We start from the raw sequence: 17,877 nt of genomic DNA, 5'->3' as shown, positions 1-17,877 counted from the left end.
TGATAATGAATGAAAATTATCGCGTAAAACCGTATCAATTGCTTGCGCATGAAGCATTATTACGGAATTTAAAACAAAAATACAGGCAGAACGATACAATCTTAGGTAACTATAAGAAGTTTTTAGCTGGCTATAAAGGTGAAATAAATGTTGACTACAAACTTTCCCTCTATCCTCATCAAGATCATATCATCATAAAAGACCTCCGTTTAAAAAATTTTTCAAAAAATTTCCAGATTGATACGCTTCTTTTAACTAAATATTTTTTGCTTATTATCGAAACAAAAAACATCAAGGGCGAATTGAGATATGATTCTAAACAGCATCAATTTATCCAAATATATAATGGAGTAGAAAAAGCCTACCAAGATCCAATACTACAAGCAGATATGCAAAGGCAAAATCTAGAATACTGGCTGCAGACTTACAATATTAAAATCCCCATCGAAACTTTAATTGTCTCCAGTAACCCTCAAACAATAATTACTAACATCTATCACGATCCTGATATTTACAATAAACTAATTCGTGCTGAGAGCCTTCACATATACCTTTCTAAAATAAAAAATACATATAAAAAAATATATTTAAATCAAAAACGCATCGACGAACTGCACCAATTAATGTTGAGTAAAAATGAGCCATACAAACCTAACCTGATTGATACTTATCAACTAACTGATCAATATTTAATTAAAGGAGTTCCTTGTACTGAATGCTACAAACCCATGACTAAAGTATATAGAAATTGGATGTGTCATTATTGTACACTTTCTGATACAGAAGCTTATAAACAAAAAATATTTGATTATTTCTTATTGGGTAATGACACAATCACCAATAAAGAATGCAGACAACTTTTGCAAATAGATTCTCCGAGGATAGCTAATTATATATTAAATGCAATGAAATTATCTCACCAAGGAAATAACAAAGGAAGAGTATACTTAGCGCCTGTTCTAAAGGAATACCCTCAAGATTCTATGGTCCCCATTAAAAGTCACGCAATTATTAATAACTAGGTACTTTCCCCCTAATATTCAAGAGGGGGTATTTTATTCTCATGGTTGATATACTGCTAGTTCCCGTCGATAACACTTCCAGTCGTTGATATATCATTACTTCTCGCCGATTTCTCTCCAAACCAAAAAACATCCCCCAAATCGGAGATGTTCTTTAAACTTATGTTAAATAACTCATAAATGATGTGGCCATTCCAAAATAAATCAATATAGAAATAATATCATTAATGGTTGTAATAAATGGTCCGGATGCGACAGCTGGATCGATTTTTAAGCGGTCCATTAAGATTGGCACCAAGGAACCTGCTAAGGTTGCCACTATTAAGGATGCCATGATAGAAACACCGACGATAAATCCTAAAAACAGATCATCCTTCCAGAAGAATATAACCACGGAAATTACTGCGCCACAAACTGTTCCGGTTATTAGTCCTGTTGTTGCTTCCCTTAGAACGAGTCGGAGTTTTCCTTGATTCTCATAATCTCCATTAGAAAGACCACGAACTGCTACAGCAAGGGCTTGAGTGCCAGTATTTCCAGCCATTCCCGCGATCAATGGAATAAAGATGGCTAATACTGCAACCTGATCCAATGTTTCTTCAAATTGTCCAATTAAACTGGCAGTGAAAATCCCTAAAAATAAGAGAATGATTAACCATGGTAACCTTTTCTTCGCTGCAGCCAAAGCTGTGTCATTGGGTCTGTCCGTTTCTGAGATACCTGCTAATTTAGAGAAATCCTCGCTTGCCTCTTCTTCCATAACATCCAAAATATCATCGACAGTGATAATTCCAAGTAAATGATTTTGAAAGTCAACAACTGGCAATGCAAGGAAATCGTAATCCCGAAACATCTGAGCAATTTCTTCCTGGTCTTTTGCGACAGAAACTGCAACAATTTTTTCACTCATCACTTCTTCTAGTTTTGTCTTTTCATCCGCGACAATCAAGTCCCTTAAAGAAAGCACTCCAACTAATCGCTTATCTTCATCAAGTACGTACAAATAATAAATGGTTTCCGCGTCTGGTGCATCTTCTTTTAATTGCTGCATAGCCTGTTCAGTCGTTTGAGACTTATAAACTGCCACAAACTCAGTAGTCATAATACTACCAGCAGTTTTCTCTTCATAATGCAATAAATGCTTAATTTCTTCTGCCGCTTCTTTATCCATAATCGTTAAGAAACTGACAACTTCCTCTTTATCCATTTCATTAAAAATGTCAACCGCATCATCAGCTGGCATTTCTGATAAGACCATTGCACCGAGACGGGGATTCATTTCCTTGAAATATGCCGGTGTATTATCCAATTCAATATTAATCATAATTTCGGCCAGTTCATCTGGAGATAAATATGCATAAATCCGCATCCGATTCTCTTTCGATTGCTCGATGAAAAACAAAGACTGATCATATGGATGCATATCCAAGAACTCTTCGCGGAAATTATCAGTTAATTCATTGCTTAAATCCTCATAAACTTTATCCCAATGCGCTTTATACTTTTCTTCGTATTGCTCTTCGTATTTCAAATGTTTCTCTTCCATGGAGATACTTCCTCACTTTCCATTCAAACAACAGTACGTGTTATTTTCCCGTCATCTGCTTTTTCAAAACAATACTCTTTCTACACGTATTATCCGTAAAAATAAACATAGGATAAAATCAATCCTATCGTATACAATTATTATAGATGAAAAACATCATTTGGTGTTTAGTATGTACAAAAATATAGCATAATCCAATTTTCTTTACATAGCAAATAGAATATAAAAGGTGGTTATAGAATCATGAAAATTGACGTCATTGGGGACATTCATGGATGTATAGCGGAATTGCACGATTTATTTAGAAAACTAGGTTATGAGAGAACAGACGATATTTATGTTCATCCTGATGGAAGAATACCGATATTCGTTGGAGATCTCACGGACCGTGGACCTGATTCGTTAGCTGTCATTCGACTCGTTTATAAAATGGCGGTGGAACAGGATAAAGCGAAATATGTTCCTGGTAATCATTGCAATAAACTGTACCGTTTTTTCTTAGGGAATAACGTTCAGCAGAAACACGGGCTTGAGACAACTGTTTCCGAATATGAAGCCTTATCGACTAGAGAGCAAAAAATAATTCAGAAACAATTTATGACTCTGTATGAGAAAGCGCCACTTTATTTGGAAATACCTGAGGTTTCAGCAGTTATTGCTCACGCTGGAATAAAAGAAGAGCTGATTGGTCGTGACGATAAAAAAGTAAAGTCTTTTGTTTTATATGGGGATGTTTCTGGAGAATTCCATCCTGATGGACGCCCGATACGCAAAGACTGGGCATTACAATACCAGGGTGACCAATGGATTGTCTATGGTCATACACCGGTTAAAGAACCAAGGATTAAAAATAAAACCATTAACATTGATACTGGCTGTGTATTCGGAAATAAACTTACTGCTTTTCGATTACCGGAGGAAAAAACAGTGTCTGTTCCATCCAAACAGCCACTGTTAGAAGAAAAATTTAATTCATTTGATTAAGTAACCTATTCATGTCTTCTGGCAAAGAAGACTCAAGTAGTATTCTTTCTTTTGTAAACGGATGTTCGAACGAAAGTTGAAAGCAATGTAAAGCGTGCCGGTCAATTAAATCCGTGTTTCCACCATATAAATCATCACCGGCTAATGGATGATTTTTATAAGAAAAGTGAACACGGATTTGATGTGTTCTTCCAGTCTCTAGCTGAACGTTCAAAAGAGAATGAGTAGTAGATAGGATCTTTTCTGTATGAAAATGGGTAACTGCACGTTTGCCCGTTTTTTTAACCATTCTTTCAATTATAGATCCATCTTTCCTATCAATAGGTGCATCAATCACACCTTTTTCTACAGACATATTCCCTTCCACAATTGCCTTATATCCTCGCTCTACTTTTCCAGTTTGTTGCGCATTGGATAAAATGGAGTGGCTGTAGCGATGTTTGGCAATCAACAGTAATCCTGAAGTATCCCTATCCAATCGTGTAACAACATGAACGGTAAAGGGTAACTTATTTTTCAAATAATACGATAAGATTCCATTAGCAACTGTCCCAGAAGGATGATGCACCGAAGGAATAGTTGCCATTCCTGCTGGTTTGTCAACTACTAGTACCGCATCATCTTCATAGACAATCGATAGATTCATTTCTTCTGGTTTTAAAAAAGGGCCTGTCGACTCTTTTGGGAAGCAAATTTCCAATAAATCCCCTACCTTTAATATATAACGAACCGTTTGAGGTTGCCCGTTCACAAGAATACCGCCTTCTTGCTTTACGGCAATTAATGTGCGTCTGGAAAATTCATGAATTTCGCGCAAATAATCACGGATGGTAATAGAAGCATGGAGGTTACTAATAATCCATTTCATATGAACTCAGCCTTTCTATAGCTACTGATTTCCTTCCGCAACAAAAGAATCCCTCACTCTATTCCAAAATGGAAATTGTCTAAATCTCGCAAATCGCACTCTCTCTTTGGCAACACGACATTGAATAGATTTTACGTTGTTATACGTTCGATTAAAATGATCAACTGCAAGTAAAAAACTCTTATCTTTCATTGGTTCTAATAAACAAGTATGATGTTTTGGTAAGATAAGTGGTGATCCAATCGTTCGAAATACGCGATTATTTATAGATGCCATTTCAGTTAACTGAATCGCCTCAATAGAAGGATGGATAATTGCACCACCAAGTGCTTTGTTATAAGCTGTACTTCCTGATGGTGTAGATATACAAATGCCATCTCCACGAAACGTTTCGAAATGCTCTCCTTTGATTTTTACATCAAAAACAACCGATCCTTCTGACGTTTTAATCATTGCTTCATTGAGTGCAAGTAATCGGTCTTCTTTTTCACCAGTATTCCCACGTATGATTACTTCAAGCAAAGGATATTCAACGACTTGAAAAGGAGTTTTGGCAATTTCGATGATCAGCTTCTCCAACTCGTCGGGTGTATAATCTGCATAAAAACCTAAGTGCCCTGTGTGAACACCGATAAATGCCGTTTTATCTAAACGTTCCTGATAACGATGAAATGCTTCTAAAAATGTACCATCTCCACCAACTGAAATAACCAAGTCTGGCTCTTCCCTGTCATACTGTAATTCGAAATCCATTAAGTATTGCTTCATCGTTGATTTAATCTTATTTGACCGCTTATCACCTTTAGAAATTATTTTAAATTTCATGTAAATTGCCTCCCTTTCTCTCTGCAGTTTCTTCTTTTCTATTTACGATGAAATATTCGCTGTGCTTCCTGAATCTCATGTTTAATTTTTGACATCTCTTCATCCAGTTTAAAAGCCGCTTCTGCAGCTCTTTGCAATCTCGCTTTCACTTCCTTAGGAATGCTTCCCTTATATTTATAATTTAATGAATGTTCATTAGTTGCCCAGAAATTCATGGCCAATGTTCGAATTTGGATTTCGGTCAAAATTAGCTTTCTGCCTTGTACCATTTCCACTGGATATTCAATAATCATATGATAAGAACGGTATCCACTTTCCTTTTTTTTTGTTATGTAATCTTTCTCTTCCAAAATGGTAAAGTCATCTCGTTTCCGGAGCATATTGACAATGGTATAGATGTCATCAACAAACTGACAAACGACACGTACTCCAGCTATATCATAAATTTCTTTCTCTATATTATCTAATGGAATATCCCTATCTTTCGCCTTTTCCAGAATACTTGGGATTGGTTTAACCCTTCCTGTTACAAACTCTATGGGAGAATGACTCGATTGGTATTCAAATTGCGAGCGAGTCCCTCTTAATTTTACTTTTAATTCTTCCACTACCTGTTTATAAGGAGCTAAAAAAGCTTCCCAATTCATTTATAAACACACTCCTACATATCAATCAGTTCAATCAAATTATAGCCTAATTTATTTTAACATACTAGCAAGATTCCTTTTCTTTGCAAATTACATTAATATTGGCGATAATCATTAGTATATTTACTTCATACGGTAAATCATAAATTATTACTGGAGGCCGCATTTTTATGGCACAAGAGATTGAAATTGAATATAAAAATCTACTGACTAAAGAAGAATTTAAAATTTTATTGGATAAATTACCTTTTCCTGAATATAGTGTAAAACAATCAAACTATTATTTTGAAACGAAAGAATTTGCTCTTAAAGAAAAAGGATGTGCACTGCGAATTAGAGAAAAGAATGGAAAATACCGCTTAACTTTAAAAGAGCCTCATGAATTAGGTTTACAGGAAACCCATGATGTGTTAACAGAAGAAGAAGCCAATCAATGGATTAATGGACATATTATTCCCAAACCAGAAGTAATGAAACAAATACACCACCTTGGCGTGAATCCACATGATTTAGTCTATTTTGGAAAACTAATTACTGAACGTCGTGAAGTAAGCTTTCAAAATACGCTGCTTGTGTTAGATTACAGCACATATAATGAAAAAGAAGACTATGAATTTGAATTAGAGGCCCCTGATGAAGATACTGGCATAGAAACATTTCATTCCATATTGACAGAATTTGGAATCAAGAAAAAAACAACACCCAATAAAATTAAGCGTTTTTTCAAATCATTAGAAAAATAAAGAATTTTCTACCTATTCCAATCACATTGGTTGCCCACTTAATCTTTCCTTGATAAAATGTAATCAAATATCCAAAAATTGATTTCTAGTGAATAGGTAGCAAAATTATCTTAAGGAGTACAATAATGAAGGAAATAAAACATCGGAATATTTATGATGCAATCGGAGGCTCTGATGCAATAGACCGAATTGTTACTTTGTTTTATGAGAGAGTTGGCAGACATCCTGATCTTATACCTATATTTCCTGATGATTTAACGGAAACAGCCAGGAAACAGCGATTATTTCTAACACAATTTTTTGGCGGACCGAGACTTTACGAAGAGGACCGCGGTCATCCCATGTTAAGAAGACGTCACTTGCCATTTCCAATCACACCGACCAGGAGAGATGCTTGGCTCCACTGTATGGAAGAAGCACTATTGGAAGCAAATATCCAAGAGCCATACCATACAGTGATTATTGAAAAATTGACCATGACTGCCAATCATATGATGAATACACCAGATTGATAGAAAGGAGAATTCGATGTGAATTGGGATCAAACTGGGCTAAGAAGTGAGAATAGCACAAACACATCGGAAAACTACGACTATCTAAAATTCAATCCTAAACCAATCGAGATGTATGTTTTTATTGACCCATTTTGCCCAGAATGTTGGTATTTTGAGCCATATTTTAAAAAACTTTCCATGGAATATGGGCGATTTTTCACTATCCGGCCAATTGTGAGTAGTTCCCTGAATCGAGAAACGCTTTGTAAACCAATTAAGTCGATGGATTATTGGAAAAAAATAACGAGACAGTTAGATACAGAATTGAACGAGGGTTCAGAAAAGGCCATTTCCAGTCCATGGAGGGTGTCCTTAGCAATTAAAGCAGCAGAGATACAAGGAATGAAAGCAGGAAGAGCCTTCCTACGTAAGATTCAAGAGTATTTATTTTTAAGAAAAGATGACATTTCCAAAGAAGATATATTAATGAATATTGCAAAAGAAGCAAAACTGGATATGGAGGAATTTTCAGAGGATCTATACTCAGCAACAGCAAAAAAAGCAATACAATGCGATCTCCAATTAACGCATGAGATGGAAATTGAGGATACACCTACCATAGTCTTTTTTAATCATTCTACCGATGCTCAGGGCATAAAAATATCTGGACTTTATCCATATGAAGTATATGAATTTATATTACAAGAGACTTTGCAGACTATCCCAATCCCTTCTGAGAAGCCACCACTCGAGGAACTTTTAAAGAAATATGATGTAGTTGGGACGAAAGAAATATCTATTATATATGATTGGCCCATCTCGAAAGCGGAAAAAGAAATGAAAAAGCTGCAATTCAAACAAAAAGTAAATCGAATGAGCTCTAAGCGTGGCACATTTTGGAAATACCTTGATTAGCCTTTATTTTTAAGGCTTTTTTTATTATAGTAAAGTTATTAAACTTATGAAAACTAATAGACATTCTTTACCCAATCACTATGATAAACATAAATAAAAAGGATATGCGGGGCAGCGCATATCCTTTATTCCGTCTTTGTATAAATACAAAGGGGGGATGGGAGAAAGTTTCATGATCAAACAAAAGGGGTATTTGTTTGTGTAATTAACTTACAAATATATAATAACAAGTATAGACAAATCATGCAATAGTTTTGTTCATGTATTCACAAAAAGTTCAATTTGTCCCCTTCTATTTTCTCAGACTCTTCATATATATGTACTATTCATCAGATTAGGGGGAGTAGTGATCTTTATGCAACAGTTTTATCCTATGTTATTTCTTCTCTTGACACTAGTTGCCTTTTTTCTCAATATTTTCGGTCTAATGCAATTAATTCCACCTTATATTACGTTGCCTTTATTATTTATTTCTATTTATTTAACTATTTATTCTTTCACTAATCGAAAGACATATCGACGAAGGATGAGATGAGGATACTCTTTGTTCCCATGTTAAAAGCCTCATTTTTAACTTAGGCTCTTTTCGTATAGTTTGTTGCTTTTTGAAACTGTACAGTTGATAGAAATTGCATATATACAATTAACATTAGTGCTATTACCCGCTACGGAAATACACTACGCTTTCCGCGGGCGCTGCTGAGCCAACTCCGAGCTATCGCTCTACGTAGTCTCACCTAGGCTTTTCATCCCGCAGGACAAGGAACGCTTCGGCAGCGAAACATCGCACGCAGAAAAAAGTGATCTTCTTTTTTCAAGGAGTCTCCGCGTATTTCCTCCGCTGATTTGTGCTGTTCAACTTTCTTATATAATTGGGTATCTTTTAATAAATGAATAAATGATAATTCTTCTGATATTAGCCAAAAATGGTCAGGCTCTAAAAACAGTGTTGATTGGAGCGGAGGGCAGTCGACTCCTCGAAAATAAAGGGCAATTTTCTTCGTGCGATGTAATGCTGCCGTAGCCTTCCTTGTCCTGCGGGAAGAGAGGCCTAGATGAGACCCCGCAGTGCGATAGCACGAGGAGGCTCATCAGCGACCCGCGGAAAGCGACTGCCCAGAGCGGAAATCAACAACGCACTACATTACACATTTATCTTTAATTAAGTTAATCAGGAGTCTATAAAAATGTAAAAAACAACAATCTTTTAGAAAAGAGCCTTAACTTAATAATGGAAATGAAAAAGGATATGCGGGGCAGCGCATATCCTTTATTCCGTCTTTGTATAAATACAAAGGGGGGATGGGAGAAAGTTTCATGATCAAACAAAAGGGGTATTTGTTTGTGTAATTAACTTACAAATACATAATAACAAGTATAGACAAATCATGCAATAGTTTTGTTCATACATTCACAAAAAGTTCAAGATCCGATTTCAACTTCTGAAATATATTCTCTACTTTACTGTTTTCATTATGCTCTTTTCTTATCTATGTATTGCTGTCTAAAAGTCACAGTTGATAGAAATTGTTGATTTATTTAATTAAGAATACTGCTTAGTCTTCGCTACGGAAATACACTACGCTATGTTGTCTGCTCTACTAAATAAGGAATATGAAAATATGCTGTTTTTAAGAAGAATAACGGTCTTAAACGTGATTTCACGAGTTATAAATTAAAAAAGACTTGAGCATCTATCTTAGCGGAGGCAGAATACGGAGACTCCTGCGGGAATAGCACGTGTCCGAAGACCCCGCAGCGAGGGAACTCCTTGATTAAGCTTCTTTGGCCCTTGCGCCGAGGAAGCCTACTTCAAAGCATTACTAGTAGACGCAGGCGCAGTATGGTTTTTCCGCAAGAAGGCTGAGGCCGTGCCCGCGGAAAGCGAAGTATTCTGCCGGAGCGAATGATTGCACTAATCAATCATAAGTGTAAGCGAGAGCTACATTATTCTGAATTAAAGTTATCAACAGTCTATACAAAAATTTTTAAACCTTGATAGACAAACAAATTACAAAATAAAAAGGATATGCGGGGCAGCGCATATCCTTTATTTCCGTCTTTGTATAAATACAAAGGGGGGATGGGAGAAAGTTTCATGATCAAACAAAAGGGGTATTTGTTTGTGTAATTAACTTACAAATATATAATAGCAAGTTTAGACAAATCATGCAATAGATATGTTCATACATTCACAAAAAATTCACTTTTATAGTATAGTGTAGATTAGTAATTATTATTTTACCAGTAGATAAATATTAGGCTTCCCTATTTCCACTTGAAAGGAGCAGATTTAGACTGCTCCTCCCATTTTTATTGATTCAGCAATAGCTTTTCCATTTCGTTCAATTTTTCCTCGAAAACGTCCAATGCATTCAATATAGGCTGTTTCGATGCCATATCTACACCAGCTTTTTTCAGTACTTCTATTGGATAATCACTGCTTCCTGCTTTAAGAAAATCTAAATAACGTTCTACAGCGCTATCTCCTTCTGTTAAAATTTGATTAGCTAGAGAGGTAGCAGCAGAATATCCTGTAGCATATTGATATACATAGTAGTTATAATAGAAATGTGGAATTCTTGCCCATTCTAATCCAATTTCTTCATCTGAAACAATCGAATCCCCATAATATTTTTTATTCAAATCATAGTAAATTTCCGTTAGCTTATCTGCTGTCAGCGCTTCACCATTTTGTGCTCTCACGTGAATGTCATGTTCAAACTCTGCAAACATGGTTTGACGGAAAACTGTACCTCGGAATCCCTCTAAGAAATGATTTAATATATAAAGCTTTTCCTTTTCATCTTCTAGATTGTTTAATAAATAATCATTTAACAATGCTTCATTACATGTTGATGCTACCTCAGCAACGAAAATGGAATAATTTCCATAACGGAATGGCTGATGTTTTCTCGTATAATAACTGTGAACCGAATGACCAAGTTCATGGGCTAATGTGAAGGTGTTGTTAACATTATCCTGCCAGTTTAGTAAGATGTAAGGATTGGTTCCGTAAGCACCAGATGAATATGCTCCACTGCGTTTCCCTTTATTTTCTTCCACATCAATCCAACGATTCTCGAAAGCTTCCTTCAGAACACCTGCATAGTCTTCTCCAAGTGGTTTCAAACCATTTAACACATAATCCTTTGCTTCTTCATAAGAAATCTCCATATCTACGTCCTTCACAAGCGGTGTATAGATATCATACATGTGTAGTTCGTCTAGTTTTAATACTTTTTTCCTTAGCTCCATATAACGGTGCAGCAATGGTAATTTTTCATTAACTGCTTCTACCAAATTATCATACACTTCTTCTGGGATATTGTTATTATCCAACGCAGATTGTCGGGCAGATTCATAATTACGTACTTTTGCAGAGAAATTATGTGTCTTTACCGTTCCACCTAAGGTAGAAGCAAAAGTGTTTTTAAACTTACCATAGGTATCATACATTGCTTTAAAAGCATTTTCTCGCACACTACGATCCTTGGATTCCATAAAGCGACTGTAACGTCCGTGTGTTAAATCTACTTCTTCTCCATTTTCATCCTTTACTGATGGGAATGTCAAATCTGCATTATTAAGCATACTAAAGGTTTGTGATCCCGTTGAAAGCGCTTCGGATGCTTCTGCCAATAACGCCTCCTCTTTTTCACTAAGAACATGTGGTCGTTGCCGAGTAATTTCATCTAGAACCTTTTTATAAGTCTGCAATTCTTCTTTTTCAGTTAAGAATGAAGCTATTTTGCTTTCATCCATTGTAAGAATTTCTGGGACAATATAACTCATAGAACTTGATGCAAGTGTTAAAACATTCTCTGCTTGTGCATTCATGGCTTGATACGTTGAGTTAGTTGTATCCTGATCGTATCGCATATGAGCATATGTATAAAGTTTTCCTAACCTTTCTGAAAGATTATCTTGCAGTTTTAACATCTCATATAATGTATCTGCCGATTCCGCTAATTTTCCTTGATATTTACTTACTTCAGGTATATCCTCCTGCAATTTATTAAATTCCTCTTGCCAAAGTGCATCCGTTGGAAAAATATCTTCTAATTTCCATGTTTTCTCCTCTGAAAGTGCTTCTCGTTTTGGTAATTCTTTCGTGGATTTTGCCATTTTTCTTCCTCCTTTTCCTCTTCTACATAATATAGTTCTAGAAAGTTTTTATAATACCTTTTAGAGTTTGATAAAACATCTCTATTTAAATAGTATAACGAAAGACTTGGAATTCATGCTTGAATTTTGTTTGTTCGTTTATGGATTATTTTATTTAACACCATTTCATCTTGTTTTAAGGCATCATGAATATTGCTATGAAGTTGAATAGATTGTAGTTTTTTATAGGTGAATTCTGTTGTCGGCTGAATTATTTCTAAATAGGTAAGTAATTGAAAATATTGTTTGATTGGATGATGGGATGATTGAATTAATGGAAATGTTGAAGATGACTGGAGTTGGTTTCTTAAGAGAAAATTTACGGATAGAATCGAAAATTCAGCTCCTACAGGTAATGGGGACAAAAAATCCATACAAATTCTACTCTGCCAGTTCCATAGTGGTGTTCGCATTAGATATTGTGAAGGTATCGGTAAATATACAATCGAGGGAAGTAACTCAATATGCATTTTGTTAAGGTATAACCATTGATGCCACGCTAATTCACTGCCATAAATCTTTCTCCTTGGCCACGTTCTGAACCTCTCCTTTTCTTTTTTCCATCGTTTCATTAATTCATGTTTGGAAAAGCGCTTCATTTTAAAAAGATCAGTGAACTGACTTTGGTTAATGTGTTTTATATAAAATTTTCCTAATGCTTGATTACCTCTTGTGAAAAATAAGTCTTGAACAGATATCAACTGATGAGTATGGGGACAAAAATAATAAAGTATTGTAGGTAATTCTGGGGTAAATCGATGAATGAATTGCTGGGTAAACGAATCAAGTTTAATATGATTTCCAGTTTGTCTTTGAAATCGATTGGCACCTAATATCCATATAGGAACAATTCCAGCTTTCAAGTAGCCCTTGTTCCTTTTCTGAACTTGATCTACTTTCAATCGTGCGCATTGGTATTCGATGGCTATCTTTTTATTATTGATTGTTAATAAAATATCTGGGCGTTGTTGTATGCTTGAAATATAAGCTTCTAACTCTACATTTAAGTTCTGACTCTTAAGCCAATTAAATAACAATAGTTTACCCTGTTCATGGTAGGTTCCTTCCCCACCTTCTTGTGATGGACAATTCTCACTTGAGTAATGAGCAAAATGAGGAATCATTTTAGGTCCAGCCTTTATCATAACCGGCTTCATGCAGGTAGGACAGAAAAATGCCTCTTTCTTTTCCTTAAATTCTTGAATCTCGCTTACGGTTAATTTAGCAAGTGTAAGTACATGTCCATTTTTTAATTTTGCTTGCAGCATTACGCATCACCTCGTCTACTAGTTTTCGACAGATGTTCGCCAAATCCTGCAAGAAAACAAAAATAAAATAGGCACCCTTATAATTGAGTACCTATACTTGCGCTGGAAAATAACTTCTAATTTGTTCGAATGCATTATATTCAAACACTTTCTTTCCATATTCTTCTAATACATGAATAGACATATCAGAATCATTTGCAAACTCTAATACTTGACTAATTAAATCTTCCTGTAAGTGATCATCAAGTAAGTCAGGAGAGAACTCCATGAATAAATAGTATTTACTATTATAGAAATAAAGTGTTTCTTCCACACTATCCGTATCGTCCTGGAAATAATGACTTAATTGAATCGCATCTTCAAAGTTATTAAATTCAGCAATTATCCACATCGCATCATCAACCATATCTTCCTCTTCTTCTTGTGCAACATGTTTACCAAATTTATCTTCTAAGAAATTCTCTATCTTATCCTCAAAATGTTCATCAATTAATCCATCATGCGTATGAAGCTCGCCATTTTTTGTTATTTTCGCTTTCGTTACAATAATTTCCAAACCTTTTTCCAGTGCTTGAACTTGAATCCACAGTGGACCATCAACATTAAAATCCTCTTTATAGTTTACTTCGTCCATCATTTGCCAAAAAAGCTGTTCGCTTCGTTCACGGTCGTACCAGATTTCCTCTCTTTCAAATCCAAGATCCTCGATGTCAAGATAAGAAATATAAAACTTAACTGTGTTTTCATTAATTCTCTCTATATCCATTACTCTTTCTCTCCCTTCTTATTAGAAAAACGTTTACCTTCGCCTTCTAAACATAAAAGTATAAACAGTTAGGTGGAAGAGACGACTTCACCATTATCTATATAATTGAATATTGTCAGTCTTATATGCGAGAAACTGCTTTTCATTCTAATTATTCATTCATCTATTCCTATTACTATTGTATGATAGTGTACGGTATATTGGAAATTAATATGCCCATATAATGTAAAATAATTTCTAATGCTACTTCTCCAAATCCATGTACAGTAATACATAATTATTCAATGAATATAAGAATAGTTAGTTTAATATTCTATACCATATTGCTGAGTTTGTCACGGCATAAAAACTGGAAATCATTATTAGATTAGAATAAAAACGCAGAACAATTACTATTCTGCGTTTTTATTATTACCATATTATATGCAATTCCACCAAGATTAATTAACCATTCTTTGTGCTTCACGTAACTGAAACGTTCGAACTGTTCTAGGAAGAAATCTCCGAATCTCGTCTTCATTATAACCAACTTGCAGACGCTTTTCATCAAGAATAATCGGTCTCCTTAAAAGACCAGGGTTTTTCTGAATTAAATGGAATAATTCTTTCATAGGTAGTTGTTCAATATTAACATCTAATTTTTGAAAAACTTTAGAACGTGTTGAAATAATCTCATCAGTTCCATCTTCAGTCATACGTAATATTTCTTTAATCTCATCCAGAGTTAACGGATCAGAAAAAATATTGCGCTCTTTATATGGTATATTATGCTTTTCTAACCATGCTTTTGCTTTTCTGCAAGATGTACAACTTGGTGAGGTATAAAGTGTGACCATGTTACTTCACTCCTCATTCTAATAAGTATATATATTCTTTTAGTACTGGATGTTCAAAAAGTCCTGTCCTCCTTTTTGAGCACGCACATGTAAACATTTTAAATCTTATTCCATTCTTAAATTAAAATAAGTTTAAATAACCTTCTATGTATAGTATACTACATTTGTCAAGCAAAAGGTAGAGCCTTTTTTAGAAATATAAGGTAATTTTCTAATGTTCACAGAATGTTTTTATTTACTATATAAGATACCCTTATCTGTTTTCAGTTAAACCTAGCTAATTGAAAAAAGTTAATAATTGACAAAATAAATAAGTTCTTATTTTAGAGTCTTTTCGTATAGGTTGTTGTTTTTAGAAGTTGTACAGTTGCTATCAACCATAAAGTCATAAAAGTAAAATGAGAAAAGCAATTTCAGAAAAAACGACATTCGACTTTCTTTCAGCGAATGCCATTTTTTCTTAGGTTACTTTTTAGCTTTTAAACTCCCAAGAATATCACGTGAATCTCTATCCTCATCATAACTTAATACTTCTTCCGCTGGCTGATATGCTTTCCCGTATATTTCTTCATCTTTATACGTATGAATATCTTCATACATTTTCTTCATTTGATTATAGATTACTTCTTCGGTGTCATCAGTTGGAGACCAATATAATATCTCCATCGGTGTTTCTTCATTGGTGGCTAGCGACCTGCGATTATATCCAATTGATTTCGCGTGAGTGAAACCTTCTCTACGATAAAAATGCAATCGCTTCTCTGAATCCGTATCTTCATAATCAACTGGTTCAACCTCAAGGATAATTGGCTTACTCTTCGCTTTTAATTTCTCTATTAATTGATGTCCTATACCCTGCCCTCGTGTTTTTCCGGATACCCAAATATAATCAATAAAAATAAATGTATCAAATTCTGCATACATTAATACATGCGTTGAGCTTTCATCTTTATGATAAACATCACTTTTCTCTTTTAGCAATAGCTCCATATGCTCTCTTGATTTCATTTCTTCTATTGGAAAATATTCTTTTAATTTATCATACCAGTTCATTGATCTACCCCTTCATGTTTATCCCTAAGTATCGGCACCTTATTAAAACGCTACCATCATACAGTATAACCAATAAATCGCCATTTGAAAAACGGTACTTCCCATGATATAGGGAGGTTTTGTCTCAAATTCAGCGATAAGGATAAATCACAGAAGCAGACCTCTCTATTACAAGAGATCTGCCTCATTTTATCCATATCTCTTAATTATTAACTTTGTCCAACTAAATAATCCACGTTTTCCGTATATTTATTTCCTGCGTTCCAAAGTAAGAATTCATTAATTCCATTTTCATGAAGTGCTTTAATTTGTGCTTCCACTTCTTCCTTATCGTATTGTTTTGTTTTTCCACTGTACAACCATGGAGCTTCAAAATCTTGAATCCACGGTCTGGAAGTTGGTGGATTCTTCAATGAGCCTAAAACTTTATTTTCGACTTTTGCGTATTCATTAACTAATCGATATGGTTCGGTATCAGGAATTTGTATTCCAAAGTAATTATTGGACCAGTGACTTGGATAAATCATGGAGGAAATAATATCTACATTTTCCGATATCCTTGAAAAATTTTGTCCTATTCCAGGTGTTTCTTCCAGTGTAGCAGCATAACCAAAAATATCGACTGATACATCCACATCATAGGCTTTTAGTTCATCTTTTGCATAGCCCACAAATTCTGTAACCGCCTCTACACGTTTCTTCACATTATTCATTTCAACATTTTTATAATCTCCCATAGAATATTCTAGAGCCTCATCCATTTTCTCAAATCCTTCTGGGAAACGAACATAGTCAAATTGTATTTCTTGAAAACCCATTTCAGCTGCTTTTTTGGCAATTTCTAAATTATATTCCCAAACTTCTTTTTGAAAAGGATTAACAAAAGCTTCACCTCTTGAGTTTTTCCATACCTTTCCATTTTCAACAAAAGATAAATCCGGGCGTTTCTTAGCCAGTTCGGAATCCTTAAACACAACAATACGAGCGATTGGATAAATACCTTTTTCTTCCAATATATCCATCATGGCTTTTGGATTAGAGATGTAATTCGCTGCTATATCCTCAAATGGTGACCCTTTTTCGACATTTAAAGTCAATTTGCCAAAATCATCCTTTATATCAATCACCATTGCATTCAACTCTGTAGAATCCACTAAATCAATCAATGAATTAAATCTGGTTGAACCAGCAGAATTTCCGGTTACATAAATCCCTCTTACAGCATCCGGATATTCAAACTCATATCCCGAATGAAATGTGAAGCGTTTGATTTCTTGTTGCGCATCCATCAGTTTTATTCCTGTTTCTCTTTTTGAATGAGCACTAATACCATCTAATTGTTCTGCGTAGGTATTATAAGGTAATCCAACACTGAAAAGGAAAGTCGTGATGATAATGCTCAAAATCTTAAGTTGTTTCTTCCCCATAATAATATCTCTCCTAACATTTCCTAAAATTAGTATATAGCAAAAATTGACGATTTTGTATAAGAAATTTGACATTTGGACAAACTATGTCATGTTTTCCATTAATTACTTGATTTATTGATTCTGTTTCGTATATAATGAAAAAAACTTATATCGGCGATGACAAAGATAGAGTACAATTACCCTCTGGTCCTTAGAGAGCTTGTGGTTGGTGAAAACAAGTGCCATGGTATATTGGAATTGGACTTTGGAGCTTTAGAGTAATGAGAGATCTTACAACTTTTGTAAGATAATAAGGGTGGCACCGCGGTTCATT

At 34.8% G+C, this 17,877-nt stretch carries 15 protein-coding genes and 1 other annotated feature (1 of these 16 cut by a window edge); of the genes, 5 read left to right on the top strand and 10 right to left on the bottom strand.

Annotated features, from left to right (window positions below):
- The first annotated feature begins 5 nt into the window (after window positions 1-5).
- Complete coding sequence (locus D8M06_RS11925) at window positions 6-1,022, top strand: nuclease-related domain-containing protein (protein WP_158591783.1); 1,017 nt, start codon at window positions 6-8, stop codon at window positions 1,020-1,022.
- Window positions 1,023-1,182: 160 nt separating this feature from the next.
- Here D8M06_RS11925 and mgtE read toward each other — a convergent pair whose 3' ends face one another.
- Window positions 1,183-2,568: a magnesium transporter gene (mgtE, locus tag D8M06_RS11920; protein WP_121204635.1), complete on the bottom strand. Its 1,386-nt coding sequence runs from the start codon at window positions 2,566-2,568 to the stop codon at window positions 1,183-1,185.
- Window positions 2,569-2,811: 243 nt separating this feature from the next.
- On the opposite strand from mgtE, the gene prpE reads away from it, so the two are divergent.
- A complete protein-coding gene (gene prpE / locus D8M06_RS11915; RefSeq protein ID WP_121204634.1) occupies window positions 2,812-3,552 on the top strand; it encodes a bis(5'-nucleosyl)-tetraphosphatase PrpE in 741 nt (246 codons plus the stop codon).
- Here prpE and D8M06_RS11910 read toward each other — a convergent pair.
- From D8M06_RS11910 to yjbM, 3 genes are read right to left on the bottom strand one after another with little or no spacing between them, the layout of a single operon-like run.
- Window positions 3,536-4,420 carry an RluA family pseudouridine synthase gene (locus D8M06_RS11910; protein ID WP_121204633.1) on the bottom strand — a complete coding sequence of 295 codons (885 nt, stop codon included), beginning with the start codon at window positions 4,418-4,420 and terminating at the stop codon, window positions 3,536-3,538. The two genes, prpE and D8M06_RS11910, sit on opposite strands and share 17 nt — an antisense overlap.
- Window positions 4,421-4,441: 21 nt before the next feature.
- Window positions 4,442-5,245 (bottom strand): NAD kinase, encoded by an 804-nt coding sequence (locus D8M06_RS11905; RefSeq protein WP_121204632.1) that lies wholly within the window; start codon window positions 5,243-5,245, stop codon window positions 4,442-4,444.
- Window positions 5,246-5,283: 38 nt separating this feature from the next.
- Window positions 5,284-5,892 (bottom strand): GTP diphosphokinase, encoded by a 609-nt coding sequence (gene yjbM, locus D8M06_RS11900; RefSeq protein ID WP_121204631.1) that lies wholly within the window; start codon window positions 5,890-5,892, stop codon window positions 5,284-5,286.
- A 170-nt stretch (window positions 5,893-6,062) separates the two neighbouring features.
- Here yjbM and D8M06_RS11895 point away from each other — a divergent pair, with 170 nt between their 5' ends.
- From D8M06_RS11895 to D8M06_RS11885, 3 genes are all read left to right on the top strand, one after another.
- A complete protein-coding gene (locus tag D8M06_RS11895) occupies window positions 6,063-6,635 on the top strand; it encodes a CYTH domain-containing protein (RefSeq protein ID WP_121204630.1) in 573 nt (190 codons plus the stop codon).
- 125 nt (window positions 6,636-6,760) lie between these two features.
- On the top strand, window positions 6,761-7,147 hold the full coding sequence (locus D8M06_RS11890) for a globin domain-containing protein (protein WP_121204629.1): 387 nt from the start codon (window positions 6,761-6,763) through the stop codon (window positions 7,145-7,147).
- An 18-nt stretch (window positions 7,148-7,165) separates the two neighbouring features.
- Window positions 7,166-8,044, top strand: a complete 879-nt coding sequence (locus D8M06_RS11885; RefSeq protein WP_121204628.1) for a ClpXP adapter SpxH family protein — start codon at window positions 7,166-7,168, stop codon at window positions 8,042-8,044.
- 2,313 nt (window positions 8,045-10,357) lie between these two features.
- Here the strand turns inward: D8M06_RS11885 and pepF are convergent.
- From pepF to D8M06_RS11850, 6 genes are all read right to left on the bottom strand, one after another.
- Window positions 10,358-12,172 carry an oligoendopeptidase F gene (gene pepF / locus D8M06_RS11875; RefSeq protein ID WP_121204626.1) on the bottom strand — a complete coding sequence of 605 codons (1,815 nt, stop codon included), beginning with the start codon at window positions 12,170-12,172 and terminating at the stop codon, window positions 10,358-10,360.
- 113 nt (window positions 12,173-12,285) lie between these two features.
- Complete coding sequence (locus D8M06_RS11870; RefSeq protein ID WP_121204625.1) at window positions 12,286-13,479, bottom strand: competence protein CoiA; 1,194 nt, start codon at window positions 13,477-13,479, stop codon at window positions 12,286-12,288.
- Window positions 13,480-13,570: 91 nt separating this feature from the next.
- Window positions 13,571-14,245 (bottom strand): adaptor protein MecA, encoded by a 675-nt coding sequence (gene mecA / locus D8M06_RS11865; protein ID WP_121204624.1) that lies wholly within the window; start codon window positions 14,243-14,245, stop codon window positions 13,571-13,573.
- 440 nt (window positions 14,246-14,685) lie between these two features.
- Window positions 14,686-15,081 carry a transcriptional regulator SpxA gene (gene spxA, locus D8M06_RS11860; RefSeq protein ID WP_085992713.1) on the bottom strand — a complete coding sequence of 132 codons (396 nt, stop codon included), beginning with the start codon at window positions 15,079-15,081 and terminating at the stop codon, window positions 14,686-14,688.
- Window positions 15,082-15,546: 465 nt separating this feature from the next.
- Window positions 15,547-16,134 carry a GNAT family N-acetyltransferase gene (locus tag D8M06_RS11855; protein WP_121204623.1) on the bottom strand — a complete coding sequence of 196 codons (588 nt, stop codon included), beginning with the start codon at window positions 16,132-16,134 and terminating at the stop codon, window positions 15,547-15,549.
- A gap of 209 nt (window positions 16,135-16,343) precedes the next feature.
- A complete protein-coding gene (locus tag D8M06_RS11850; protein ID WP_121204622.1) occupies window positions 16,344-17,561 on the bottom strand; it encodes a putative glycoside hydrolase in 1,218 nt (405 codons plus the stop codon).
- 150 nt (window positions 17,562-17,711) lie between these two features.
- Window positions 17,712-17,877: a binding site (T-box leader), on the top strand (it continues 10 nt past the right edge of the window).

The organism is Oceanobacillus halophilus, assembly GCF_003628505.1.
Classification (GTDB): Bacteria; Bacillota; Bacilli; order Bacillales; family Amphibacillaceae; genus Oceanobacillus; species Oceanobacillus halophilus.
This window is presented reverse-complemented; position numbering and strand designations above follow the sequence as displayed.